The following is a 24,490-nucleotide window of genomic DNA, read 5'->3' as shown; positions in this document are numbered from 1 at the left end:
TCGACGGTGGCGCGGAGTTCGGCCGTCTCCCGGTCCGCGACGGCGCGCAGCTCGGCGGTGTCGCGGTCCGCGGTCTCCCGCAGCTCGCGGTCGTACGCGGCCGCGGCCTCGCGCAGCTCTGCCGTCTCCCGCTCGGCGGTGGCGCGGAGCTCCGCGACCTCCTGCTCGGCGGTGGCGCGCAGTGCGGTGATCTGCTTGGTCGCCGTCTCGTGCAGGCCCGCGACGGACTGCCGGACCTCGGCGGCGTCCTGCTCGGCCTGTGCGACCAGCTCGGTGGCCTGCGCCGCACCCTCGGCCCGCAACTCCTCGGAGGCCTGGGCGGCGTCCCGGCGCAGCTCGGTGGTCTCGCGCTGGGCGGTGGCGCGGAGTTCGGCCACCTCCTGCTCGACGGTGGCGCGGAGTTCGGCCGTCTCCCGGTCCGCGACGGCGCGCAGCTCGGCCGTCTCCCGGTCCGCGACGGCGCGCAGCTCGGCGGTGTCGCGGTCCGCGGTCTCGCGCAGCTCGCGGTCGTAGGCGTCGGCCTGCTCGCGCAGTTCGGTGGTCTCGCGGTCGGCGACGGCGCGGAGCTCGGCGACGTCCCGCTCGGCGGTGGCGCGGAGCTCGGCCGTCTCCTGCTCGGCGACCGTGCGCAGTTCGGCGACGTCCCGCTCGGCGACGGCCCGGAGCTCGGCCACCTCCTGCTCGGTGACGGTCCGGAGTTCGGCCGTCTCCTGCTCGGTGATGGCGCGCAGTTCGCGGTCGAAGACGGCCGCGCTCTCCCGCAGTTCGCGGTCGAACGCGGCGGCCTGCTCGCGCAGTTCGGTGGTCTCGCGCTGGGCGGTGGCGCGGAGTTCGGCGACCTCCTGCTCGACGGTGGCGCGGAGTTCGGCCGTCTCCCGGTCCGCGACGGCGCGCAGCTCGGCGGTGTCGCGGTCCGCGATCTCGCGCAGCTCGCGGTCGTAGGCGTCGGCGTCCTCGCGCAGCTGCGCGGCCTCGGTCCGGTCGGCGGCGGCTTCGGCGGCCAGCGCCTCGGCCTCGGCGCGGGCGGCGGTGAGCTGCTGGTCGGCCTCGGCGCGCACCCGCTGGGCGTCCTGCGCGGCGGCCTTGCGGACGGAGGCGGCCTCGCCGTCGGCGGCCTCACGGATCGTGGTGGCCTCGGTCAGCTTCTCGGCGGTCAGCGCCCGGTCGCGCTCCAGGTCTTCGCGGGCCGCCTCGCGGGCGGCGGTGGCCTCGTCGCGCAGTGCCTGGGCGGCGGCCTCGGCCTGCTCGGTGACGGTACGGGCGACCTGCTCGGCCGCCTCGCGCACGGCCCGGCAGGCGTCCTCGGTCTCGTCGCGGTGCTGTTCGGCCCAGTGGGTGGCGTCGGCGCGGGTGGCCTCGGCGGTGGCGTCGGCCTCGGCGCGGACGGTCGCGGCGGCGGCCTCGGCCTGCTCGCGGGTCTGGGCGGCGTCCCGTTCGGCGTCGGCGCGGGTGGCCTCGGCGGCGGTCTTCGCGGCGGCCAGCACCTCGTCGCGGGCCTGCGCGGCGGAGGAGGTGAGCTTCTCGGCCTCGGTGCGGGCCCGGGTCAGGGTCTGCTCGGCCCGGCCCTGGACGGCGGCGGCCTGCTCGCGGGTCTCGGTGCGCAGCCGTTGGACCTCTTCGGCGGCGCCGGAGCGCAGCGCGTCCGCGTCGGTCTTGGCGCCCGTCAGCAGTTCCTCGGCCTGCTTGGCGGACTCCTCGATCTGCACGGCGGCCTGCCGGCGGGCCTCGGAGCGGACCCGTTCGGCCTCGGCGGCGGCGGCGGAGCGGTGCTCCTCGGCCTGCTCGCGGGCCTGGGCGGCCTCGGCCTGCATCCGCTCCAGCTGCTCGCGGATCGAGGCGGCGTCCTCCATGGCGGCGTTCTGCGCCTGCTCGACGGCCTGGCGGGCCTGCTCCAGCAGCGTGCCGGCCTCGGACTTGGCGTGCTCGACCCGCCGCTCGGCCTCGGCGGCGGCCTCGCCGCGGGTGGCCTCGGCGTCGGTGGTCGCGCGGGCGAGCACCTCCTCGGCCTGCTTGGCGGCCCGGGCCAGACGCAGCGCGGCGTCCTTGGCCCCCTCGGCGCGGCCGGTCTCGGCGGCCTCGGCGCGCAGGCGTTCGGCCTCGGCGGCGGCCTGCTCGTGGAGCTCGACGGCCTTGCGCTCGGCGGCCGTCCAGTGCTCGGCGATCTCCTTCTCGGCGTCGGCGCGCAGCTCGTTGGCGACCGACTCGGCGGCGCCGCGCAGGCGTTCGCTCTCCTCGGCGGCGGCGGCCTTCGCGGCGTCCGCCTCGGCCTGGGCGGTGGACGCGGCGGCCTTGATCAGCTCGGCCTCGCGGGTGGCGGCGGCCACCATCTTGGCGATCTCGGCCTTGGCGGTCTGCGAGCGCTGTTCGCTGGCGGCGTCGCCGTCGGCGACCTTGCGCTCGGCCTCGGCGGTGGCCTCGGACTGCAGGCGTTCGGCGGCGGCGAGGGCCTCCTCGCGCATCCGGGCGGCCTCGGTGCGGGCCCGCTCGGCCTCGGCGAGGGCCTCGGCGCGCAGCCGCTCTATCTCGGCCTGGGCGCCGACCAGGGCGGCCTCGGCGCGCTCCTGGTCGGCGAGGGCCTGCCGCTTGAGGGCGGTGATCTCGGCTTCGGCGGCGGCGAGCTTCTGCTCGGCGGCGGCGTGCGCCTCGGCCAGCTGCTGCTGGGCGGCGGCGGTGGCGGCGACGCGCTGTTCCTCGGCCTGGGCGCCGGTCTGCTGGGCCTGCTCGGACGCGGCGCGCAGCAGGCGCTCGGCGTCGGACTGGGCACGCAGCAGGGCGGCCTCGGCGCGGGCCTGGGCCTCGCCGCGGGCGGCGTCGACGTCGGCGGCGGTCTGCGCGCGGGCCTGGTCGGCGAGCGCGGTGGCCTCGGCGCGGACGGCGGCCATCATCCGGTCGGCCTCGGCGCGGGCCTCCTGGAGCAGGCGCTGGGCCTCCTGCTCGGTTCCGGCGCGGGTCTGCTCCGCCCAGTTGACGTTCTCGTTGACGTGGCGTTCGGCGGCGGCCCGGAACTCGGCGAGTTCCTCCTCCAACCGGCGGCGCCTGGCGTTGAATTCGGCTTCCAGCTGGGCCGTGCGCTCGGCGGCCTCGGCCATCATCCGCTGGGTGGCGGCCTGGGACTCGCGGAGCTGGCGCTCGGCGTCGGCGCGCAGCGCCTCGGCCTGCATCTCGGCGTTCCGCAGCAGCTGTTCGGCCTGGCCGGAGACGGAGTCGAAGGCTCGCGGCTGGGCGAGCTGCCGACGGGCCTCGTGGAGCTTGGCCCGGAGCACCTCCACCTGGTAGGCGAGGTCGTCGGCGTGCTCGATCGTCTTGTCCCGCTCCTTGCGGGCCTTCTCCAGCTCGGCCTCGAACTTGGAGAGGTGATCCTCAACGCGGTCGTAGCCCCGCACTCCGCGGTCCCGCCCATCTCCTGGTCGCGTCCTCGACCGGTCCGTTCCGCTCCCGGGCAGGTGCCGGGGCCGGACCGGGCGGTCCTTGCCATCGCTCCGCCGTCCGGGTGGACTCCTGAGCGATCTGTTGCCTCTGGAGAATGGTGACAGATCCGAACGGCGACCGTTCGGCCGTGCCCGCGTCGTGGACTCCCCTGCGGTGCGCGGACCGGAGGTACCTGCGCACCTGGGCATTGTAGTGGGAGCCGTGCCGGGGGGAATGGGGGCGAGGTCCTTTTCGGAAGTTACCGACCGGTTCGTTACTGCTTGTTCGCCCCCCGGCCGGGCCCCGTACCGGCCCCGACCGGGGCCCGTACGGCCTGCGGTCAGTGCTCGCCCGGCTCCGCGGCGGTGACCAGCTCGGTCAGCACGCCGCCGCAGTCCTTGGGGTGCAGGAAGGTGATCCGCGAGCCCATCGAACCGCGCCGGGGCTCGTCGTACAGCACCCGCACGCCCTTGCCCCGGATCGCCGCGGCGTCCCCGTCGACGTCCGCGGTTCCGAAGGCGATGTGGTGCACGCCCTCGCCGTTCTTGGCCAGCCACTTGGCGACCGTGGAGTCCTCCCGGGTCGGCTCCAGCAGCTGCAGGTAGGACGCGCCGCCGTCCCCGGTGTCGTTGATCTTCAGCATGGCCTCGCGGACGCCCTGCTCCTCGTTGACCTCCGAGTGGAACACCTCGAACCCGTACGTGTTCCGGTAGAACTCGACGGTCCGGTCCAGGTCGAAGCAGGCGATGCCGATGTGGTCGATGCGGGTCAGCACGGGGGCCTCCGAAGGCGTGTGAAGGGTGGCACTCAGTGCAGCGCATCGCGGCGACCGCACGCCAGCGGCACGCCTTGCGAGTCTGCTCACATCGGAGTTTCCCGTGGTGGAACTTCCCGGAACTGGCACGGTGTTCACTTGAAGGTGCCAGTAGCGCTGATCACATCCTCGCGGCGGTGACGCGGAGGTGACCGATCAGTACATTGACCGCATCCCCATACCCTCTGGTCCGACGCGCGAAGGGGCTCGTCCATGACTACTTCTGTGATCGTCGCAGGTGCGCGCACGCCGATGGGTCGGCTGCTCGGCTCGCTCAAGAGTTTCTCCGGCGCGGAGCTGGGCGGCTTCGCGATCAAGGCGGCACTGGAGCGGGCCGGTGTGGCCGGCGAGCAGGTCCAGTACGTGATCATGGGCCAGGTGCTGCAGGCCGGCGTCGGCCAGATGCCGGCCCGGCAGGCCGCCGTGAAGGCCGGCATCCCGATGAGCGTGCCCGCGCTCAGCATCAACAAGGTGTGTCTGTCCGGCCTGGACGCCATCGCCCTGGCCGACCAGCTGATCCGGGCCGGCGAGTTCGACATCGTGGTGGCCGGCGGCCAGGAGTCGATGACCAACGCCCCGCACCTGCTGCCGAAGTCCCGCGAGGGCTTCAAGTACGGCGCGATCGAGATGCTCGACGCGATGGCGCACGACGGTCTGACCGACGCCTACGAGAACATCCCGATGGGCGAGTCCACCGAGAAGCACAACACCCGCCTGGGCATCGGCCGCGAGGTGCAGGACGCCATCGCCGCCGCCTCCCACCAGCGGGCCGCCAAGGCGCAGGCCGACGGCGTGTTCGAGGCCGAGATCGTCCCCGTCGCGATTCCGCAGCGCAAGGGCGACCCGGTGCTGTTCAGCCAGGACGAGGGCATCCGGGCCGACACCACGGCCGAGGGCCTGGGCCGGCTGCGCCCCGCCTTCACCAAGGACGGCACGATCACGGCCGGCACCTCCTCGCAGATCTCCGACGGCGCCGCCGCGGTCGTGGTGATGAGCAAGGCCAAGGCCGAGGAGCTGGGTCTGAGCTGGATCGCCGAGATCGGCGCGCACGGCAACGTCGCGGGCCCGGACAACTCGCTGCAGTCGCAGCCGTCCAACGCGATCAAGCACGCCCTCGCCAAGGAGGGCCTGGAGGTCGCCGACCTCGACCTGATCGAGATCAACGAGGCGTTCGCCGCCGTCGCCCACCAGTCGATGAAGGACCTCGGCGTCAGCGACGAGATCGTCAACGTCAACGGCGGCGCGATCGCGCTGGGTCACCCGATCGGCATGTCCGGCGCCCGCGTGGTGCTGCACCTGGCACTGGAGCTGCAGCGCCGCGGCGGCGGCGTCGGCGCGGCCGCGCTGTGCGGCGGCGGCGGCCAGGGCGACGCCCTGATCGTCAAGGTCCCCGCGCAGGGCTGACCGATCGTCAAGTCCCCGTGAGGCGGCAGCCGCCGCCTCACGGGGATCCCGTCTTTTCTGCTGCGAGGAGCAACCCGATGGCCGATGTGGCGACGCTGGTCGAGCAGGCCCGGCAGGGCCGCCCCCGGGCGGTGGCCCGGCTGATCACCCTGGTGGAGAACGCCGCCCCCGAGCTGCGCGAGGTGATGGCCGCGCTGGCCCCGTACAGCGGGCGGGCGTACACGGTGGGCCTGACCGGCTCGCCCGGGGTGGGCAAGTCCACCTCGACCTCCGCGCTGGTGACCGCCTACCGCCGGCTCGGCAAGCGGGTCGGGGTGCTCGCCGTCGACCCGTCCTCGCCGTTCTCCGGCGGGGCGCTGCTCGGCGACCGGGTGCGGATGCAGGAGCACGCCACCGACCCGGAGGTGTTCATCCGCTCGATGGCCACCCGCGGCCACCTGGGCGGCCTGTCCTGGGCGGCCCCGCAGGCGCTGCGGGTGCTGGACGGGGCGGGCTGCGACGTGATCCTGGTGGAGACCGTCGGCGTCGGCCAGTCCGAGGTGGAGATCGCCGCGCAGGCCGACACCTCGGTGGTGCTGCTCGCGCCCGGCATGGGCGACGGCATCCAGGCCGCGAAGGCGGGCATCCTGGAGATCGGCGACGTGTTCGTGGTCAACAAGGCCGACCGGGACGGCGCGGACGCCACCGCCCGGGAGCTCAACCACATGCTCGGCCTGGGCGAGTCCCGGCAGCCCGGCGACTGGCGGCCGCTGATCGTGAAGACCGTGGCCGCCCGCGGCGAAGGCGTGGACGAGCTGGTCGAGGCGCTGGAGAAGCACCACGGCTGGCTGGCCGAGACCGGCGAGCTGGCGGCCCGCCGCCGGCGCCGGGCCGCCCAGGAGGTCGAGGCGATCACGCTGGCCGCGCTGCGCGCCCGGATCGGGGACCTGCGCGGCGACCGCCACCTGGACGCGCTGGCCGGTCAGGTCGCCGAGGGCGCCCTCGACCCGTACACGGCCGCCGACCGGCTGGTGGCCGAACTCACCGGCTGAGCGGCGGTGTTCAGCTCCGGCCGCGCAGCGCCCGCAGGTGCTCGGCGATCGGGGCGAGGGCGTCGTACATGGCGTCCAGCTGCTCGTCGGTGAGGCGGTCGACGAAGTGCTCGCGGACGCTGCGCACGTGGTCGGGGGCGACCTTGCGCAGCGTCTCCCAGCCGAAGTCGGTCAGGTGCGCGTAGAGGCCGCGGCGGTCGCCGGGACACTCCTGGCGCAGCACCAGGCCGGCCGTCTCCATCCGGGTGATCTGGTGGGAGAGGCGGCTCTTGGACTGCATGGTGGCGGAGGCCAGGTCGGTCATCCGCATCCGGCGCTCGGGGGACTCGGAGAGCACCACGAGGATCTCGTAGTCGTTGATGGCGAGGTTGTGCGCCTGCAGTTCCCGGCTCAACTGGTGTTCGAGGAGCTTCCCGACCTCCAGGTGGGCGCGCCAGAACCGCTGCTCACGCGCGTCGAGCCACGGCGTGTCCTCCTCGGCGGGGGAGGGGGAGACCGCCGGCGCTCCGGTCACAGGTGTATCCATGGGACCGAGTATAGCTCGTGTTGTTCAATCTTGTACAAGTTCACACGGGCGGGCCGGTGTATGGTCGCCGTTTCGAAGATCGGAATGCTCCGTACCCGCACAACCGCCTTCCCGCCTGGCCGAATTGAAACGGGCATGTTCAATTCTCGGGGCGCACTCGGCCGGTGACGGTATGTTAGGCATAATCGCGCCCATGACGACGCGGAGCGCGAACTTCCATTCGATAGCCGACGGCGTGTACGCCTGGCAGCCGGAGCAGCGCGGATGGGGCCTGGCCAACTGCGGCCTGGTCGCCTCCGGCAACGCCGCACTGTGGATCGACACTCCGTACGACCGCACGCTGGCCGGCCAGTTCCTCGACCGCACCCGCGCCGTCCTCCCGCGCGGCGTCACCGTCGACCGGATCGTCGTCACCCACGCCAACGGCGACCACATGTGGGGCGCGGGCGTCCTGCCCGACGCCGAACTCATCACCACCCACGAGGCGCTGCACCACATCGCCTACGAGCCGACCCCCGAGGAGCAGCACGCCCTGCTGCAGAGCCTCGACCCGGCCACCGACACCGGCTCCTACCTGCACGAGCACTTCGGGTGCTTCGACTGGGCCGACACCCCGCCGATCCAGCCCGACACCGTCTTCACCGGCGAACTCGAACTGCGCGTCGGCGACATCCCGGTGCAGGTCAGCAGCCTCCCGCCGGCCCACACCAGCGGCGACCTGATGGTCCACCTGCCCACCCGCTCCACCGTGTTCACCGGCGACATCGTCTTCGGCTCCACCGCCGACCGCCCCGGCGACCACGCCGTGCACTGGGCCGGCCCGCTCGGCAACGTCATCGACGCCGTCGAACGCATCCTCGCCACCGGCGCCGAGAAGATCGTCCCCGGCCACGGCCCGCTGCTCACCCGGCACGACCTGCGCGCCCACGCCGAGTACCTCGGCCACGTCCGCGACCGCGCGCACGCCCTGCACGCCGCCGGCGTCCCGGCCGCCGAGGCCGCGCGCACCGTCATCGACGAACGCCGCTACCCCGAACTCGGCCTGCCCGAGCGGCTGCTGATCACCATCGCAACCGAGTACCGGCACCTCGACGGCAGCGAGCCGCCCGCCATGATGGAGGTCTTCGGCCGGATGGCCGGCCTCGCCCGGCAGCGCGGCGCCGAGACCGCCGCCAGCACCGCCTGACCCCCGACCCGCGACGACGACACCCCCCGAGGATCCGATGGTCGTGATCGTGTACGTCCTGGCCGGCGCAGCCGCGGCCGCAGCACCCCTGCTGTGGCTCCTCCGCCGCGCCGTCCGGGCCACCCGGGCCGCCGAACTGCGCACCGGCGACGCCGAGGCCTCGGCCCGCGCCGTGGGCGCCCGCGCCGACGCGGCCGAGCAGCGCTCCCGCGCCGCCGACGGCACGGCCCGCGCGGCGGAGGCGACGGCCCGCGCCGCGGAGGCGACCGCCCGGGCCGCGGAGGACCGCGCCGGCGCGGCCTCCGCCCGGGCCGACGCGGCCGAGGAACGCACCCACGCCGCCGACATCGCGGCCCGCACCGCGGAGGCCCACCGCACCGTCGCCGACGCCCGGTACGCCGCCGCGGTGCGCGAACTCGGCCACCTCGCGCACGAGCGGCTGCCCGCCGCCACCACCGCGCTCACCCACCCCAGGACGCCCGTCCCCGGGCCGCTCGACGTCACCGGCGGCACCGAGGAACTCCAGCACGCCCTGGAGAGCGCGCTCACCGCCGCCGTCCGCGCCGTGCTCGCCGAACGCGACCGCACCGACGCCGCCGCCCGGGCCGCGCTGCGCGGCGCCGCGTCCAAGATCCAGGCCCTGCTGATCCAGGTCCGCTCGCTGCTGGAGGAGATCCAGCTCAGCGTCGACGACCCGCGACTGCTGGCGCTCGACTTCCGCAACGAACTGACGCTGCGTCGGGTCCAGTCCCTCGCGGTGCTCTCCGGCGCCTGGCCCGGCATGACCCGGGAGGACTCGCCGCTCGCCGAACTCTGCGTCGGCGCACAGTCCCGAGTGGCCGGCTACGCCCGCATCGAGATCACCAACCACCTGCGCGAACCGCGCCTCGCGGTGGCCGCCCGGGCCGCCGAACCCGTCGCCATCGCGCTCGCCGAGATCCTCGGCAACGCCACCGCCTACTCGCACCCCGAGACCCGGGTGGTGGTCTCCATCGAACAGGGCAGCTCCGGCGCCCTGGTGGTGGTCGACGACATGGGCGTCGGCATGGAACCCGACCAGCTGGAACGGGCCGGCGACCTGCTCGGCGGCCAGGCCGAGGTACTGCTCACCGAACTCGGCGACCCGCCGCAGGCCGGTTTCGCCGTGATCGGCCTGCTCTGCCGGCAGTTCGGCTTCGGCTGCCGGGTCGAGCCGTCCCCGTACGGCGGTGTGCGCGCCATCCTGCGGCTGCCCGCCGACCTGCTCACGCTGACCGACCCGGCCGCCCCGCTCTCCGCGCTCGCCCCCCGCCCGATCACCCAGACCACACCGGTGTTCGACGAGGGCGACGCGCTGCCCACCCGCAAGCGCCGCAGCCCGCGCGTCCCGCAGCAGGACGCGCCGCCCGCCCTCCCGTCCCCGGCGGGCAGCACCCCCGACCGGGCCCGCTCCGCGTGGTCGGCCCTGCAGTCCGGCACCCTCGCCGGCCGCAGCGCCGTCCACCACGGCCCGGGCCTCGACGGACCCGCCGCACCCGAAGGAGTCGAAACCCCGTGACCACCCAGCTCCGCCGCCACACCGAGGACCTCTCCTGGGTCCTCACCCCGCTGCTCGACCTGCCCGGCGTGCAGAACGCCGTCATCGCCACCGGCGACGGCCTGGTCACCGGCCACTCCGCCGACCTCGGCCGGGACAACGCCGACCGGGTCGCCGCGATGACCGCCTCGCTGCACGCCGCCGCCCGCGCGTTCACCGTCGCCTTCACCGAGGCCGAGCAGGTCCGGCTCACCCAGACCGTCGTCGAGTCCGACCTCGGCTACGCCGTGGTCACCCCGGCCGGCGCCAACTCCTCGCTCGCGGTGTTCGCCCTCCCCGGCGCCGACCTCGGCACCATCGCCTACCAGATGCAGGTCCAGGTCGCCGCGCTCGCCAGAGCCCTCGCCAGCCCCGCCCGGGAGGCGAGCGGGACATGACCACACCCAGCGGGCCCCGCCGCCGGCTCGTCCCGGCCTACCTCGCCACCCAGGGCCGCACCGCCGCCGCCGGCAGGCACAGCCTCGACCGGCTCAGCATCCTGCACGCCGCCGCCGACCTGCCCGCCGGACTCGGCGGCGAACACCGCCAGTTATGGGAGCTGGTCCGCCCCGGCGCACTGACCGTCGCCGAGGCGGCCGCCCACCTCAGGCTCCCGGTCAGCGCCACCGTCTTCATCGCCGCCGACCTGGCCGAGCGCGGCGCCCTCAAGGTGCGCGCGCCGATCCCCTCCGCCCAGCCGGTCAACCGGGACCTCGCCGAAAGGCTCCTCAGTGGACTCCGCGCCCTCAAGTAGCACGGGCAGCAGCCCCGTGTACCTCCCCGCCACCGACCCGATCCTGATGAAACTCATGGTCACCGGGCCGTTCGGGGTCGGGAAGACCACCTTCGTGCGCTCGCTGTCGGAGATCCCGACGCTGCACACCGAGGAGACCATGACCGCCCACGGCGTCCCCGTCGACGACATCAGCCGGACCCCGGGCAAGACCGCCACCACCGTCGCCGTCGACTTCGGACGGCTCACCCTGCCCGCCGGCGACCTCGTCCTCTACCTGTTCGGCACCCCCGGCCAGCGCCGCTTCCTGCCGCTCTGGGAAGACCTCGCCCGCGGCGCCCTCGGCGCGCTGATCCTCGCCGACACCCGCCGCCTCGCCGACGCCTTCGACGCCATGGACCTCATCGAGGAAGCCGGACTGCCCTACACGGTCGCCGTCAACCGCTTCCCCGACACTCCGCCGATCGAGCTCGACAAGATCCGCGCCGCACTCGACCTCGACCCCGCCACCCCGCTGATCGAATGCGACGCCCGGGAACGTGCAGGCTGCCTGGACGCGCTGATCGCCCTCACCGAGCACGTCCTGGACCGCCTCCCCCAGGAGACCGCCCCATGACCCGCACCGCCCTCTACGGCCCGCAGTTCGCCGCCCAGCCGCACGCCCACTACGCCCGGCTGCGCGACCGCGGACCGCTCGCCCCCGTCGAACTCGCCCCCGGCATCGACGCCTGGCTGGTCACCGACTACCACGTCGCCCTGGAAGTCCTCCGCGACACCGAGACCTGGACCCGCGACTCCCGCGTCTGGCAGGCCACCCAGCCCGCCGACTCCCCGATCATGCCGATGCTCGGCTGGCGCCCCACCGCACTCTTCAACGACGGCGCCATCCACGCCCGCTACCGGCAGGTCATCACCGACAGCGTCGGCATCATCGAGCCCCACCTGCTGCAACGCGACACCACCGCCGTCGCCGAACAGCTCATCGCCGAATTCGCGCACACCGGCAAGGCCGACATCCTCGCCCAGTACGCCTACCGGCTCCCGCTGCTCATCCTCTGCTCCTGGTACGGCATCCCCGACCAGGACCTCGACCGGATCAGCGCCGCGATGAACCGCTCCTTCGAGTCCTCCACCGGCGCCATCGCCGCGTACGCCGACCTGGTCGCCGTCATCACCGGCCTGGTCGCCGAACGCCGCACCGCACCCCGGCACGACCTGATCTCCGCCTTCATCAACCACCCGGCGCGACTCGCCGACGACGAGGTCGTCCGGCACATCACCCTGACCCTGATGGCCGGCCACGAACCCACCGCCAACCTCACCGCCAACGCGCTGCTGCGGATGCTCTCCGACGACCGCTACGCCGGCTCCCTGCACAGCGGCGCGCTCAGCGCGCACGACGCCGTCAACGAGGTGCTCTGGACCGACCCGCCGCTGTCCAACTTCGCACCGCACTACGCCCGGCACGACATCGTCTTCCACGGCACCGCCATCGCCCCCGACCAGCCGGTGCTGATCTCCTACGCCTCCGCGAACGCGCAGGCCGCGCTCCCCGCCGCCGAGAGCGAGTCCCTCGGCGGCTCCTACGCCCACCTCGCGTGGGGCGCCGGCCCGCACCGCTGCCCCGCCCGTCAGCCCGCCGTCCTGATGGCCGTCACCGCGATCGAATACCTCATCAGCCGCCTCACCGACCTCCGCCTGGCCGTCCCCGCCGACCAGATCCTCTGGCGCCAGGGCCCGGTCCACCGGGCACTCGTCTCCCTCCCGGTCGAGTTCACAGCGCTTTAGGGCGAGAGACCAGGAGGTGCATCACCAGGGGCGCCCCTGGCGGTGCGCCCTCTGCCGTCTGCTAGAGCCCGAACTGGCGGCCGAGGTCCCTAAGGTTGCCCAGCCCCGGTGCGGCCTGGGTGGGCTGCTGGTGCGGGACCGCCGACTGCTCGCCGACGACGCCCACCGACTTCTCCGCCAGGACCGTCTCGGACGACTGCATCAGCACCTGCCCCGCGCCGATGAACTCGAACTGGTGCTCCTCGCCGCTCGCGCCGCCGATCCCGGTCAGGTGCCGGATGCCGCCCAGGACGCCGTGCAGGTAGCTGTGGTCGTAGTGGTGGCAGGGGGCGGGGCAGTCGGCCCAGCCGACCAGGGCCTGCGGGTCCACCCGCACCGGCGGTTCGACGAAGTGCACGGGCCCGTTGGAGGCCGCGACGAACTTGCCGGTGCCGATCAGGGTGAGGAACCCGGGGATGATCGACTGCTTGAGGCGGAGGGTGGGCTCGAAGGCCAGCAGGTTCCCGGACCGGACGGTCAGGTTGCCGTCCTCCAGGTCGTACGAGTTGAGGTCGTACGCGCGGTCGGCGAGGAGGAGCGTGCCGCGGCCCTCGGCGACCACCCAGTCGGAGGCGTGCAGCGGGGAGTTGAAGTTCTGTTCGAGGACCCGGTCGAGGACGCCGCGGCCGATCCCGGAGAAGCGCATCTCGCCGTAGTAGGCGATCATCTTGCCCTTCTGCAGGTAGTACGCGCCGTTCAGGTTCACCGAGAAGCAGTACGGGTTGACGTTGTCGTTGACGGGCAGCGTGTGCGGGTCCCAGATCTGCGGGCCCTCGCCGCCGGGGGTCTGAAGGATCGGCGGGTAGGTCATCAGAGCTTCACCTCGCTGGCCTGCACGTACACCATGCCGTGTCCGGAGAGTTCGAGTTGGAAGGCCTCGCCGGAGCCGCGTCCGATCATGTCGCGCCAACCGAGCGCGCTGGACAGCTTGTTGGTGACCTGGCCGCGGTGCGCGACGTAGGCCTGCGGGTCGACGTGGACGGGGAGGCCGGGGGAGATCGGGAGTTCGACGACACCGCCGTGGGCCATGACGGCGACGGCGCCCTTGCCGCTGAGCTGGGTGGTGAACAGGCCCTGTCCGGTGACCTGGCCGCGGACCACGCCCATCAGGCCGCCCTGCTGGCCCATGAACATGGTGGACTGCTGGAGGCTGTCCTCGAAGGCGAGCAGCCGGTCGGCCTCGACGTAGAGGGTGTCGCCGGCCAGGTCGATGACGTGGACGTGGTGTCCGCCGTGGCCGAACATCACGGTGCCGTGGCCCTCGACGGTCATCAGCGGGGTGTCCTCGTTGGCGACCCGGCGGCCGATCATCGACATCACGCCGCCCTGGCCGCCCATCAGGTTGGGCCGGAAGGTGACTTCGCCGGTGTAGCCGAGCATCGCGCCGCGCTGGGACAGGATCCGCCGGCCCGGGAACACCTGGGCGGAGACCATCTTGTGGTTGATCAGGGTGAAGGCCATCAGGCGTCGCCTCCGAAGGTCAGGCGCTCGGAGGGCTGGACGTAGACCAGGCCCTCGCCGGTGAACTCGACCTGCATGGCCTCGCCGCCGCCCTCGCCGATCAGCGTGGTCCAGCCGGCGCCGGACTTGAGGGCGCGGTTCAGGTTGCCGGTGTGCGCGATGTACGCGCCGGGGTCGACCCGCAGCGGCAGGCCCTGGGTGACGCGGAGTATCACCGCCGGGCCGTTCGAGGTGACGGCGGCCCAGCCCTGGCCCTCGACCTTGGTGGTGAACAGGCCGTTGCCGCCCGCCATCCCGTTCAGGCCGGTGAAGGAGGTGCCGGTGCGCAGCGTCGCCTCGGTGCAGAGCAGGTTGTCGGACTCGACGAACAGCGTTTCGCCGTTCAGTCGGACCAGATTGATTTCGGTGGCCTTGTCGGCGAAGTAGCAGGTGCCCTGCCCCCTCACCTCCATGACCTCCATGCGTTCGCCGGTGAGCCGGCGGGTGACCATGCCGCGCAGGCCGTCGCCGCCACCGGTGAGCTTCTTGAAGCCCATCTGTCCGGTGTAGGCGACCATCGAGCCGTTGCGTGCCTTGACGGTGTCCCCGGCGAGATCGACGGCGAGGACCTTGGACCCCTGGAGTCGGAACTGTGCCACGTTCCGGAATGTATCGGCCCTCGCCCCGATATGGGGAGAGGGCCGGGCCGAGCTGGTACGGAACCGGCACATCGGACGGGCCGTCAGGCGGCCTGCGGCAGCGCCCCGGCGGAGGTCTCCACCTCCAGCAGCGAGGCGGAGTGCCGCTCGGCCTCGAACGCGACGACGCCGCCGCGCAGGCCGAACAGCCGCTTGGAGAGCATGATCCAGAGCACCGCGGCGATGTTCAGCAGCAGCGTGCAGATCTTCAGCACGCTGACGTGCTCGGTGAGTTCGTAGACCTCCAGCGGCAGGAACGCGGCGGTGGCGACCACCGTCAGGTACTCGGCCCAGCGCTGTCCCCACCACAGGCCGAACGCCTCGACGATCTCGACCACCGCGTACACCACGAGCGCGACGGCGACGTAGATCAGGGTGTCGTGCCGGTAGTCGAAGGTCTTGCGGATGGTGTCGACGATCGGCGAGTGGTCGAGGTCGTAGTGGAAGTGGTCGGTGACGGGCTTGAAGACGGTCAGGTTCTCGTCGAAGATCCGGTGCACCGCGTCCTGGCTGTTGGAGAACTTCCACACCGCCCAGGCGGCGACCACGATCAGCAGGCCGCGCAGCAGCCGTTCGACGGCCAGGAAGCGCAGGATGAACAGGTCGCGCAGGGCCTTGCCGCGGGGCACCAGCGGCGCCTCGTCGGCGGGGCCGGAGCCGTGCGGCTCGCCGAGGGCGAAGTCGCCGCAGCGCAGGCAGCGCCAGGCGGTGCCGAGGGCGGTGCTCGCGTGCAGTCGTGTCCGCAGGTCGGTCTCGTCGGGCGCGTAGGTGATGTGGCCGCGCCGGGCACAGGTGTGCCGGTCCCAGTCTCGCCTCAGCATGTCGTGCGTCCCCCCGTGGGTTCGCGGGCCTGCCGGTCAGGCCGCGCGCAGCACAGCAGGATAGGGGGTCCGGGTCGGCCGGGATGGGGGGTCGGTGATAATAGGCATGGTTTGTGCATCCGTTCACAAACGCCGCCGCCCGCCGTGCCTGTGAGGAATCCCGTGAAGAGCATCGCCGCCGTCCACCGCCTGCGCCTGGTCTCCGGCCCGGAGGGCCTGTCGTTCATCCTGCTGCTGATCTGCTCGGTGCTGAAGCGGACCACCAGCTTCAACGGCGTGCCGGTGATGGGCATGGTGCACGGCGTGCTGTTCGTGCTGTACGTGGTCTTCCTGGTGCAGGCGTACCAGGCCCGCCGCTGGGAGCCGAAGCGCGCGCTGCTGATGTTCGTGCTGTCGGTGCTGCCCACCGGCGGCTTCTTCGCCGAGCGGATGCTGGCCAAGGAGGAGCGCGGCGAGCTGGACGCGGCGAAGCCGGCCGCTGCCTGACACCGGAACGTGGTGCGCGGCGGTCGGGCCTCTTCGTGGGAGGCCCGGCCGCCGCGAGCTTTTGCGCTACCCGCTGGGGGTCAGTTGACGTTGACGCCGGTCCAGGCCGCCGCCACCGCGTTGTACTGGGTGGAGGTGGCGCCGTACAGGTCCTTCGCCGCGTTCAGGGTCGCGGTGCGCGCGGCCTTGTAGTTGGTGGTGGAGGTCATGTAGACGGTCAGCGCCCGGTACCAGATCTGCTGGGCCTGGGACCGGCCGATGCCGGTGAGGGTCGCCCCGTTGTAGGTGGGCGAGTTGTAGCTGACGCCGTTGATGGTCTTGGCGCCGCTGCCCTCGGCCAGCAGGTAGAAGAAGTGGTTGGCGACGCCCGAGGAGTAGTGGACGTCCTTGTTGCCGACCGTGGAGGACCAGTAGTCGGCGGACGCGCCGTCCTTGGAGGGCTTGTCCATGTAGCGCAGCGGCGTGCCGTTGCCGTTGATGTCGATCAGCTCGCCGATCAGGTAGTCCGGCACGTCCTTCGACAGGTTGGCGTAGAACTCCACCATCGAGCCGAAGATGTCGGAGGTCGCCTCGTTCAGGCCGCCGGACTCGCCCGAGTAGTTCAGGCCGGCGGTGTTGGAGGTGACGCCGTGGCTCATCTCGTGGCCGGAGACGTCCAGCTCGGTCAGCGGGTGGGTGTTGGACGCACCGTCGCCGTAGGTCATGCAGAAGCAGCTGTCGTCCCAGAACGCGTTGACGTAGTTGCTGCCGTAGTGGACCCGGCTGTACGCGCCGACACCGTCGTTGCGGATGCCGCTGCGGCCGAAGGTGTTCTTGTAGAAGTCCCAGGTGACGGCCGCGCCGTACTGGGCGTCCACGGCCGCGGACTCCTTGTTGGAGGCCAGGCCGTTGCCCCAGGAGTTGGTGGTCTTCGAGTACAGGGTGCCGTTGCCGGAGGTCTTGTTCGCCAGCGTGGTCGTGTACTGGTTGCCGCGGGTGGCGTCCTTCAACGTGTAGGTGCTGCCGGTCAGCGTGGTGGTCAGCGAGACGTTGCCGACGAAGACGCCGTTGCCGGTGCCGGTCGCGTTGGCGGTCTGGATCTCCTCGTGGGTGGAGAGGACCTCGCCGGTGTTGGCGTCGGTGACCAGCTTCTGGCGGCTCGGGGTGCCGTCGGCCCGCATGCCCTCGACGGTGGTGCGGTAGGCCAGGCGCGGGGCGCCGTCGGCGGCCCAGACGACCAGCTCGGCGGTGCCGGTGGCGCCGGAGACCGAGGTGAGGGCGGCCTCGTCGGCGTCCTTGGCGATGCCGACGGTGGACTGCACCGCGCCGGTCGCCTTGCCGGCGGCCTGGGCGGCCGTCAGCTTCGGGCTCAGCGAGGCCGGGGCCAGGCTGCCGGAGACGGCCTTGTCGGAGGAGCGGACCTGGCCCTTGGCGTCCTGGTGGACGACCAGGTCGCCGCCGAGCACGGGCAGTCCGTCGTAGGTGCGCTCGTAACGGAAGTGACGGGTACCGTCGGCGTCGACGATGGCGTCCTTGACCACCAGCTTCTCCTGGGCGCCGAGGCCCAGGGCCTTGGCGGCGGAGGGCGCCTGCGAGGCGGCCAGGGCCAGCGCGTTGCCGCGGTTCTGGGCGGCGGCGTTCTGGGCGGCCGGGTTCGGGGCGGCCTGTGCGATCCCGGCACTCACCTGGATCGCGCCGGCCAGCAGGGCCGAGGCAGAGAGAACGGCTCCGACAGCGAGCTTTCGCTTCACGTACGGGTTCCTTCCGGATCAACCGCGTGCGCGGTCGCACCACGTTCCGGGGCACCGGGGGTCAGTGCCTGCTGGGGCGGATACGGGTGCTGACGTGCAGCTCCGTGCGGTCTGAACGACGGACGCCGGTGGGGTGGGGCCGACGTGTCGAACGGGGCTGGGCAGAAGCATGACAACCGTTCAAATCCGGGAACAGCGCCCCGGCAACTATTGGCAAACTCTCGCCAGCGCCCCGGCAATGGAACGGTCAGGAAATCGGAGGTTTCACCGCGAACGATGCGCTGCGGGCTGGGCCTCGACCCAACTCCCGGGTTTTCACTGAATAGTGACGGAATATCCGGTGTAAAAGGCGGCCAACCGGTGGCGGTCGTCTGTTTGGCGCGAACCCGCCAACAGGCGGGCCTTGTCCACCATCGTGGACACCTGCTACTCCCGCCCCGCCCCGCGGGTACGGTGGGGTCGTGCCCAAGCCCCTCGCCCTCGACTTCGACCCGATCGCCCGCGCCGACCAGCTCTGGACCCGCCGCTGGGGCAAGGTGCCGGCGATGGCGGCGATCACCTCGGTGATGCGCGCCCACCAGATCCTGCTGGGCCGGGTCGACGCGGTGGTCAAGCCCTACGGCCTGACCTTCGCCCGTTACGAGGCCCTGGTGCTGCTCACCTTCAGCCGCTCCGGCGAACTCCCGCTGTCCAAGATCGGCGAGCGGCTGATGGTGCACCCCACCAGCGTCACCAACACCGTCGACCGCCTGGAGCGCGCCGGACTGGTCGCCCGCCGCCCCAACCCGCTCGACGGCCGCGGCGTCCTCGCCGCCATCACCGACCGCGGCCGCCAGGTCGTCGAACACGCCACCCGCGACCTGATGACCGTCGAATTCGGCCTGGAGGGCTACGACGAGGACGCCTGCCGCGAGGTGTTCGAACTGCTCCGCCCGCTGCGGGTCGCGGCCGGAGACTTCGACCTGCCGCACCAGGAGGGCCCGGGCCGGGAGCACCCGTAGGGCCGGTTACCCTCGATGGCATGAAGCAGAGTGTGCTGACCCGCTACCGCGCCATGGCCTACATCACCGGCGTCCTCCTGATCCTGCTCACCGCCGGGGTGATCGCCAAGTACGCCCTGGACGTGTCGGGCGCCGCGGGCTTCACCACCGCGGTCGGCATCGCGCACGGCTGGCTGTACGTGATCTACCTGGTGCTCGCCTTCGACCTCGGCACCAAGGCCAAGTGGCCGATCGGCAAGCTCGCCTGGGTCCTGCTGGCCGGCACCATCCCCACCGCCGTGTTCTTCGTCGAGCGCAAGGTCAGCCGCGAGATCGCCCCGCTGATCGCCGCGGAGCCGGCCGCCGCCTGACCCGCCGCACACCGCTCTGCCGGGCGCCCCTCCCTCGGGAGGGGCGCCCTTCGTGTGTTCGATTCCGGCGGCTGGGCATCGACAGATAGTAGGACGTCCGAGTAAATTAGTAGGACATCCAAGTAGTTGTGCCGCCCACCCACCGGGCGGCCGCACGGAGCGGAGTCGGAGCCGATGGACGCCGAGCAGATCGAAGCCGGCCGGCAGCGCTGGCAGCAGCGGTACGACAAGGCGCGCAAGCGCGACGCCGACTTCACCACGCTGAGCGGCGAGACCGTCGAGCCCGTCTACGGCCCGCCCGCCGGCCAGCCGGTCGAGGGCTTCGAGCGGATCGGCTGGCCCGGCGAGTACCCCTACACCCGCGGCCTGCACCCCACCGGCTACCGCGGCCGCGCCTGGACCATCCGCCAGTTCGCCGGCTTCGGCAACGCGCAGCAGACCAACGAGCGCTACCGGATGATCCTCGACGCGGGCGGCGGCGGCCTCTCCGTCGCCTTCGACATGCCCACCCTGATGGGCTACGACTCCGACGACGCCAAGTCGCTCGGCGAGGTCGGCCACTGCGGCGTCGCCATCGACTCCGCCGCCGACATGGAGGTGCTGTTCGCCGGCATCCCGCTCGGCGAGGTCACCACCTCGATGACCATCTCCGGCCCCGCCGTCCCGATCTTCTGCATGTACCTGGTCGCCGCCGAACGCCAGGGCGTCGACCCCGCCGTCCTCAACGGCACCCTGCAGACGGACATCTTCAAGGAGTACATCGCGCAGAAGGAGTGGCTCTTCGCCCCCGAGCCCCACCTGCGCCTGATCGGTGACCTGATGGAGCACTGCGCGAGCGGCATCCCCGCCTACAAGCCGCTCTCGGTCTCCGGCTACCACATCCGCGAAGCCGGAGCCACGGCCGCCCAGGAACTCGCCTACACCCTCGCCGACGGCCTCGCCTACGTCGAACTCGGCCTGTCCCGCGGCCTCGACGTGGACGTCTTCGCCCCCGGCCTGTCCTTCTTCTTCGACGCCCACCTCGACTTCTTCGAGGAGATCGCCAAGTTCCGCGCCGCCCGCCGGATCTGGGCCCGCTGGATGCGCGACCACTTCGGCGCCAAGACCGAGAAGGCGCAGTGGCTGCGCTTCCACACCCAGACCGCCGGCGTCTCCCTCACCGCCCAGCAGCCGTACAACAACGTGGTCCGCACCGCCGTCGAGGCCCTCTCCGCCGTCCTCGGCGGCACCAACTCCCTGCACACCAACGCCCTGGACGAGACCCTCGCGCTCCCCAGCGAGCAGGCCGCCGAGATCGCGCTGCGCACCCAGCAGGTGATCATGGAGGAGACCGGCGTCACCAACGTCGCCGACCCGCTCGGCGGCTCCTGGTACGTCGAGGCGCTCACCGACAAGATCGAGGCGCAGGTCGAGGAGATCTTCCGCCGCATCCTCGACAAGGGCGCCGCCGACCACCCGATCGGCCCGATGACCTCCGGAATCCTGCGCGGCATCGAGGAGGGCTGGTTCACCGGCGAGATCGCCGAGGCCGCCTTCCAGTACCAGCAGGCCCTGGAGAAGGGTGAGAAGAAGGTCGTCGGCGTCAACTGCCACCCCCGCAGCGTCACCCCCGAACTCGAAATTCTCCGCGTCAGCCACGAGGTCGAACGCGAGCAGGTCCGCGTCCTCGCCGACCGCAAGTCGCACCGCGACGAGACCGCCGTCCGCGCCGGCCTCGACGCGATGCTGGCCGCCGCCCGCTCCGGCGCCAACATGATCGAACCGATGCTCCGGGCCGTCCGCGCCGAAGCCACCCTCGGCGAGATCTGCCACGCCCTGCGCGACGAGTGGGGCACGTACCGCGAGAACGCCAGCTTCTGAGGGACCGGGGGCGCCGGGGTGTCCCCGGCGCCCCCGGTGCTACCTGTTCTCCAGGAGGAACGCCTCCCAGGTGCGGGTGCCGCGAGTCGCTCCCGGCCCGGCGAGGTTCCGGCCGTCGCGGTAGGCGCGGCCGATCTTTCCGGCGAGCGGCACGCGCAGCGTCCTGCGGGGGCGGAGGAGGTCGGCGAAGGCGTACACCCGGGGGCCGGCCAGGTCGGGGACGAGGCCGGCGGGGGCGGCGAGGGTGAGGGCGACCAGGCGGTCGGCGACCTCGCGAGGGTCGACGGGCTCGAAGCGCAGCCCCTTCGGGTCGGGCAGCACGGGGAGTCTGCCGAGCTTGCCCGCCATCGTGGCCACCAGGGTGTGGAACTGGGCGGCTCGCAGCACCGTCCAGGGCACGCCGCTGTCGGCGAGGGCGCGTTCCGCGTCCCGCTTGGCGCGGAACCAGCCGATCGGCATGGCGTCGGCGCCGATCACCGAGACCATCACGACGTGCCGGACGCCGCCCGCCAGGGCCATCGCGTCGGCGAGGCGTCGGCCGGCGGTGTCGTCGCCCTTCGCGCCGCCGGCGAGGTGCAGCACGGTGTCGACGCCGTCCAGTGCCTCGGCCAGCCCGGTGCCGGCGATCAGGTCGCCGCGGACGTAGTGGACGCCGTCGCTGTCGGGGCGGGTGCGGCGGCTGAGCACGCGGACAGTGCAGCCGGCTTCGAGGAGCTGCGGGACGACGAGGGCGCCGAGGGTTCCGGTGCCGCCGGTGACGAGGACGTTCATGGCGTGTGCTCCGTTCCGGCCGCCGGCGTGATCGTCCGGCCTGCCACAGTGGGTGTCTGCAGTGGTGACCCCGACCGGGAAAGGGATGTGACAGATGAGCGGGGGAGCTCTTCTCGCGGAGCGGTTCGAGGCGCAGCGGCCCAGGTTGCGGGCGGTGGCGTACCGGATGCTGGGGTCGTTGGGGGAGGCCGAGGACGCGGTGCAGGAGGCGTGGTTGCGGCTGGACCGGCATGCGGAGGAGGTGGAGAACCTCGGCGGCTGGTTGACCACGGTGGTGTCGCGGGTGTGCCTGAACGAGCTGCGCAGCCGTTCGCGGCGGCGGGAGGAGGAGCTGGACACCCAGGTGCCGGATCCGGTGCTGGCCGCGCCGGAGCGGGACGATCCGGAGGCGGTGGCGCTGCTGGGGGACCGGGTGGGGATGGCGCTGCAGGTGGTGCTGGGGACGCTGGGGCCGGCGGAGCGGTTGGCGTTCGTGCTGCACGATCTGTTCGCGGTGCCGTTCGAGGAGATCGCGCCGTTGTTGGAGAAGTCCCCGGCGGCGGTGCGGCAGTCGGCGAGTCGGGCGCGCAGGCGGGTGAAGGAGCGGGCGCCGGAGCCCGATCGGGATCCGGCGGTGCAGCGGGGCGCGGTGGAGGCGTTCCTGGCGGCGGCCCGGGAAGGCGACTTCGAGGCGCTGGTCCGGGTGCTGGCGCCGGACGCGGTGCTGCGTTCGGACGGCGGTGCGCTGGTGGAGCTGTCCCGGGTGCTGCGCGGCGGTGCGGCGATCGCCGCCTCCGCGGCCGGGTTCCGGAGCCTGGCGCCGTTCGCGCGGCTGGTGCTGGTGAACGGCGCCTACGGCGTGCTGACGGTCCGGGAGGGCCGTCCGGTGTCGGTGATGGCGTTCACCGTGGTGGGCGGCCGGGTGGCGCGGATCGACGTGCTGAACGATCCGGCGCGGTTGGCGGCGCTGGCACTGCCGAGCTGAGCGGCCGTCAGCGCAGCAGCCCCGGGAAGGGGTTGAGGAGCAGGGTGGTGAAGCGGTGGATCCAGTCCGGGGTGACGGGTTCGCCGCTCACCAGCAGGCGGTGTTCGACGGTGCCGGCGATGGTGTCGAAGATGATGTCGATCTCCTCGTCGGCGGTGGCCGGGTCCCGGTCGGGGTCCATCTCGCCGCGGGCCTGGGCGTTGGCCCGGCCGAGTTGGACCAGGACCTTCTGCGGCTGGACGATCCGTTCGCGGATGCGGTGGCGGAGTTGGACGTCGCGGCTGCCCTCGGCGAACAGGGCGAGCAGGGCGGCCTGGGTCTCGGGGCGGGTGAGGAGCTCGGCGAAGCGGGCGACCACGGCCTCGATGTCGGCCTGCAGGCTGCCGCGGTCGGCGCACTCCAGTTGGTCGAAGAGGCTGGCGATGGCGTCGACCACGAGCTCGCTCTTGGACGGCCAGCGGCGGTAGAGGGTGGTCTTGGCGACGCCGGCCCGCTGGGCGACGTCGCCCATGGTGAGTCCGCCCCAGCCGAGTTCGGCGAGTGCCTCGCGGGTGGCGTCCAGGATGGCCTGGTCGGCGGCGACGCTGCGGGGGCGGCCCTTGCCGCGGGTGGGCGGCGGGGTGACGGCGGCCGGCGGGTCCGGGTGCTCGGCGGGCTGCCGGGTGGTGGGGGCCACCGCGCCTCCTCAGCGAATTTACTCAGAAGTAACTTGGTGGGCCCACGGTAGCGACCTGCGGCGCTGCCCGACACCCGCCCGGGGTCGGAAAGTGGGACAGCTCACGCTTCCGGAGGGCGGTTGGGGCTTGCGGGGGGAGCCCGTCGGGCAGATACGCTACGACCAGTAGCGAAAGAGCGACAACCAATGTGCCCTGCCCTCCGGGATCGGGCGGGCACGGGGCGCGGATGGGGATCCGCGCCCGAACGGTCGGGCTCCGCCGGGGGAGGCGGGGCGTCCGGGTTTCGGCATTTCCGGGCGGATGGCGTCCGGTACCGGCTCCGGCGGGGGAGGATAGAGCCATGCAGTCACGGAATTCGCGTCTCAACAGCTCCGCCCTGCGCGGTGCGGTGGACCTCGCCGCGGTGAAGGCGGCCGGAGAGGCCGCCCAGAAGGCGGAGCAGACCCGGGCCGAGCGAGCCCGGCAGGCGGCGGCGGGCGAAGCCCCGGCGCTCGCGGACTACCCCCTGGTGCTGGACGTCACCGAGGACACCTTCGAGTCGGAGGTGGTCCAGCGCTCGACCGAGGTCCCCGTGGTGGTGGACTTCTGGGCCGAGTGGTGCGGTCCCTGCAAGCAGCTGAGCCCGATCCTGGAGCGCCTCGCCGAGGAGTACGCGGGCCGGATCGTGCTCGCCAAGATCGACGTGGACGCCAACCCGCTGATCGCCCAGCAGTTCGGCATCCAGGGGATCCCGGCCGTGATGGCCGTGGTGGCGGGCCAGCTGGTGCCGCTGTTCCAGGGCGCCGAGAACGAGTCGAACGTCCGCAAGGTGCTGGACCAGCTGATCGCGGTCGCCGAGCAGCGCTTCGGCATCGTCGGCACCGCCGCGGGCGGCGCGGGCGCGGGCGAGGAGGCGGTGCCGCGGGTGCCGGCCGACCCGGCGCTGGAGGCCGCGCACGACGCGCTGGACCGGGGCGACCTGGGCGGCGCGGTGCAGGCGTACCAGAACGTGCTGGGCGAGCGGCCCGGCCACGTCGAGGCGAAGCTCGGCCTGGCCCAGGCGCAGCTGCTGCAGCGGGTGGAGAAGCTCGACCCGCAGCAGGTGCGCTCCGACGCGGCGGCCGACGCGAAGGACGTGCAGGCCCAACTGCGGGCGGCCGACCTGGACTTGGTCGGCGGGCACGTCGAGGACGCGTTCGGCCGGCTGGTCGACACCGTGGCGAGGACCT

General features: G+C 72.7%; 24 protein-coding genes. 14 read left to right on the top strand and 10 right to left on the bottom strand.

Translation table 11 applies throughout. The annotated features are described in order from the left end of the window. Both IEZ12_RS04685 and mce read right to left on the bottom strand, forming a co-directional pair. A partial coding sequence (locus IEZ12_RS04685) for a polarized growth protein Scy-related protein (protein ID WP_189270954.1) occupies positions 1-3,383 on the bottom strand: 3,383 nt, incomplete at its 3' end. Positions 3,384-3,748: 365 nt separating this feature from the next. Continuing rightward, positions 3,749-4,183 carry a methylmalonyl-CoA epimerase gene (gene mce, locus IEZ12_RS04680; protein WP_100587990.1) on the bottom strand — a complete coding sequence of 145 codons (435 nt, stop codon included), beginning with the start codon at positions 4,181-4,183 and terminating at the stop codon, positions 3,749-3,751. A gap of 252 nt (positions 4,184-4,435) precedes the next feature. On the opposite strand from mce, the gene IEZ12_RS04675 reads away from it, so the two are divergent. Then, complete coding sequence (locus IEZ12_RS04675; RefSeq protein ID WP_189270953.1) at positions 4,436-5,626, top strand: acetyl-CoA C-acetyltransferase; 1,191 nt, start codon at positions 4,436-4,438, stop codon at positions 5,624-5,626. A gap of 77 nt (positions 5,627-5,703) precedes the next feature. Beyond that, a complete protein-coding gene (gene meaB / locus IEZ12_RS04670; protein WP_189270952.1) occupies positions 5,704-6,657 on the top strand; it encodes a methylmalonyl Co-A mutase-associated GTPase MeaB in 954 nt (317 codons plus the stop codon). A 10-nt stretch (positions 6,658-6,667) separates the two neighbouring features. Here the strand turns inward: meaB and IEZ12_RS04665 are convergent, their stop codons facing one another. Next, complete coding sequence (locus IEZ12_RS04665; RefSeq protein WP_189270951.1) at positions 6,668-7,183, bottom strand: MarR family winged helix-turn-helix transcriptional regulator; 516 nt, start codon at positions 7,181-7,183, stop codon at positions 6,668-6,670. A 193-nt stretch (positions 7,184-7,376) separates the two neighbouring features. Here IEZ12_RS04665 and IEZ12_RS04660 point away from each other — a divergent pair, with 193 nt between their 5' ends. The 6 genes from IEZ12_RS04660 to IEZ12_RS04635 are packed head-to-tail and all read left to right on the top strand — an operon-like array spanning position 7,377 to position 12,445. Further along, positions 7,377-8,369, top strand: coding sequence for an MBL fold metallo-hydrolase (locus IEZ12_RS04660; RefSeq protein ID WP_189270950.1), 993 nt, complete (start codon positions 7,377-7,379; stop codon positions 8,367-8,369). Positions 8,370-8,406: 37 nt separating this feature from the next. Then, positions 8,407-9,906, top strand: a complete 1,500-nt coding sequence (locus IEZ12_RS04655) for an ATP-binding protein (RefSeq protein ID WP_229847284.1) — start codon at positions 8,407-8,409, stop codon at positions 9,904-9,906. Further along, positions 9,903-10,322, top strand: coding sequence for a roadblock/LC7 domain-containing protein (locus IEZ12_RS04650; protein WP_043916060.1), 420 nt, complete (start codon positions 9,903-9,905; stop codon positions 10,320-10,322). The genes IEZ12_RS04655 and IEZ12_RS04650 overlap by 4 nt, the downstream gene beginning before the upstream one ends. Next, on the top strand, positions 10,319-10,678 hold the full coding sequence (locus IEZ12_RS04645; protein WP_043916061.1) for a DUF742 domain-containing protein: 360 nt from the start codon (positions 10,319-10,321) through the stop codon (positions 10,676-10,678). The genes IEZ12_RS04650 and IEZ12_RS04645 overlap by 4 nt, the downstream gene beginning before the upstream one ends. Beyond that, positions 10,656-11,273 carry a GTP-binding protein gene (locus tag IEZ12_RS04640; protein ID WP_100587984.1) on the top strand — a complete coding sequence of 206 codons (618 nt, stop codon included), beginning with the start codon at positions 10,656-10,658 and terminating at the stop codon, positions 11,271-11,273. Before IEZ12_RS04645 ends, IEZ12_RS04640 begins: the two co-directional genes overlap by 23 nt. Then, complete coding sequence (locus IEZ12_RS04635) at positions 11,270-12,445, top strand: cytochrome P450 family protein (protein ID WP_189270948.1); 1,176 nt, start codon at positions 11,270-11,272, stop codon at positions 12,443-12,445. The genes IEZ12_RS04640 and IEZ12_RS04635 overlap by 4 nt, the downstream gene beginning before the upstream one ends. A 61-nt stretch (positions 12,446-12,506) precedes the next feature. Here IEZ12_RS04635 and IEZ12_RS04630 read toward each other — a convergent pair whose 3' ends face one another. The 4 genes from IEZ12_RS04630 to IEZ12_RS04615 all read right to left on the bottom strand — a co-directional run bounded on the left by IEZ12_RS04630 (position 12,507) and on the right by IEZ12_RS04615 (position 15,440). Beyond that, the gene (locus IEZ12_RS04630; protein ID WP_189270947.1) at positions 12,507-13,295 is read right to left on the bottom strand and encodes an AIM24 family protein; all 789 of its coding nucleotides are present in this window, start codon (positions 13,293-13,295) and stop codon (positions 12,507-12,509) included. After that, positions 13,295-13,945 carry an AIM24 family protein gene (locus tag IEZ12_RS04625; RefSeq protein WP_100587981.1) on the bottom strand — a complete coding sequence of 217 codons (651 nt, stop codon included), beginning with the start codon at positions 13,943-13,945 and terminating at the stop codon, positions 13,295-13,297. Before IEZ12_RS04625 ends, IEZ12_RS04630 begins: the two co-directional genes overlap by 1 nt. Beyond that, positions 13,945-14,583 (bottom strand): AIM24 family protein, encoded by a 639-nt coding sequence (locus IEZ12_RS04620; protein ID WP_189270946.1) that lies wholly within the window; start codon positions 14,581-14,583, stop codon positions 13,945-13,947. Before IEZ12_RS04620 ends, IEZ12_RS04625 begins: the two co-directional genes overlap by 1 nt. Before the next feature lie 83 nt (positions 14,584-14,666). Continuing rightward, positions 14,667-15,440 (bottom strand): DUF2127 domain-containing protein, encoded by a 774-nt coding sequence (locus IEZ12_RS04615; protein ID WP_189271115.1) that lies wholly within the window; start codon positions 15,438-15,440, stop codon positions 14,667-14,669. Positions 15,441-15,605: 165 nt separating this feature from the next. Between IEZ12_RS04615 and IEZ12_RS04610 the strand changes: the two genes are divergently transcribed. Then, on the top strand, positions 15,606-15,929 hold the full coding sequence (locus tag IEZ12_RS04610) for a DUF3817 domain-containing protein (RefSeq protein WP_189270945.1): 324 nt from the start codon (positions 15,606-15,608) through the stop codon (positions 15,927-15,929). 80 nt (positions 15,930-16,009) lie between these two features. Here the strand turns inward: IEZ12_RS04610 and IEZ12_RS04605 are convergent, their stop codons facing one another. After that, the gene (locus IEZ12_RS04605) at positions 16,010-17,659 is read right to left on the bottom strand and encodes a M4 family metallopeptidase (RefSeq protein ID WP_189270944.1); all 1,650 of its coding nucleotides are present in this window, start codon (positions 17,657-17,659) and stop codon (positions 16,010-16,012) included. A gap of 461 nt (positions 17,660-18,120) precedes the next feature. Between IEZ12_RS04605 and IEZ12_RS04600 the strand changes: the two genes are divergently transcribed. The 3 genes from IEZ12_RS04600 to icmA all read left to right on the top strand — a co-directional run bounded on the left by IEZ12_RS04600 (position 18,121) and on the right by icmA (position 20,870). Beyond that, complete coding sequence (locus IEZ12_RS04600; RefSeq protein ID WP_189270943.1) at positions 18,121-18,660, top strand: MarR family winged helix-turn-helix transcriptional regulator; 540 nt, start codon at positions 18,121-18,123, stop codon at positions 18,658-18,660. 20 nt (positions 18,661-18,680) lie between these two features. Next, on the top strand, positions 18,681-19,010 hold the full coding sequence (locus IEZ12_RS04595) for a DUF3817 domain-containing protein (RefSeq protein WP_189270942.1): 330 nt from the start codon (positions 18,681-18,683) through the stop codon (positions 19,008-19,010). Between the two features lie 174 nt (positions 19,011-19,184). Continuing rightward, positions 19,185-20,870, top strand: a complete 1,686-nt coding sequence (icmA, locus tag IEZ12_RS04590; protein WP_043916071.1) for a coenzyme B12-dependent isobutyryl-CoA mutase large subunit — start codon at positions 19,185-19,187, stop codon at positions 20,868-20,870. A gap of 39 nt (positions 20,871-20,909) precedes the next feature. Here icmA and IEZ12_RS04585 read toward each other — a convergent pair whose 3' ends face one another. Beyond that, the gene (locus IEZ12_RS04585) at positions 20,910-21,641 is read right to left on the bottom strand and encodes an SDR family oxidoreductase (protein WP_189270941.1); all 732 of its coding nucleotides are present in this window, start codon (positions 21,639-21,641) and stop codon (positions 20,910-20,912) included. Between the two features lie 94 nt (positions 21,642-21,735). On the opposite strand from IEZ12_RS04585, the gene IEZ12_RS04580 reads away from it, so the two are divergent. Further along, entirely contained in the window at positions 21,736-22,605 is an 870-nt protein-coding gene (locus tag IEZ12_RS04580; protein ID WP_189270940.1) for a sigma-70 family RNA polymerase sigma factor, read from the top strand. A gap of 7 nt (positions 22,606-22,612) precedes the next feature. Here the strand turns inward: IEZ12_RS04580 and IEZ12_RS04575 are convergent, their stop codons facing one another. Beyond that, complete coding sequence (locus tag IEZ12_RS04575; protein ID WP_189270939.1) at positions 22,613-23,281, bottom strand: TetR/AcrR family transcriptional regulator; 669 nt, start codon at positions 23,279-23,281, stop codon at positions 22,613-22,615. 341 nt (positions 23,282-23,622) lie between these two features. Between IEZ12_RS04575 and IEZ12_RS04570 the strand changes: the two genes are divergently transcribed. Then, positions 23,623-24,490: tetratricopeptide repeat protein (locus tag IEZ12_RS04570; protein WP_229847245.1), on the top strand; the 868-nt coding region annotated here is incomplete at its 3' end.

Source organism: Kitasatospora griseola (assembly GCF_014648555.1).
In the GTDB taxonomy this organism is placed as follows: domain Bacteria; phylum Actinomycetota; class Actinomycetes; order Streptomycetales; family Streptomycetaceae; genus Kitasatospora; species Kitasatospora griseola.
Note: the sequence above shows the minus strand (reverse complement) of the source record. Positions and strands in the feature narration are given on the sequence as shown.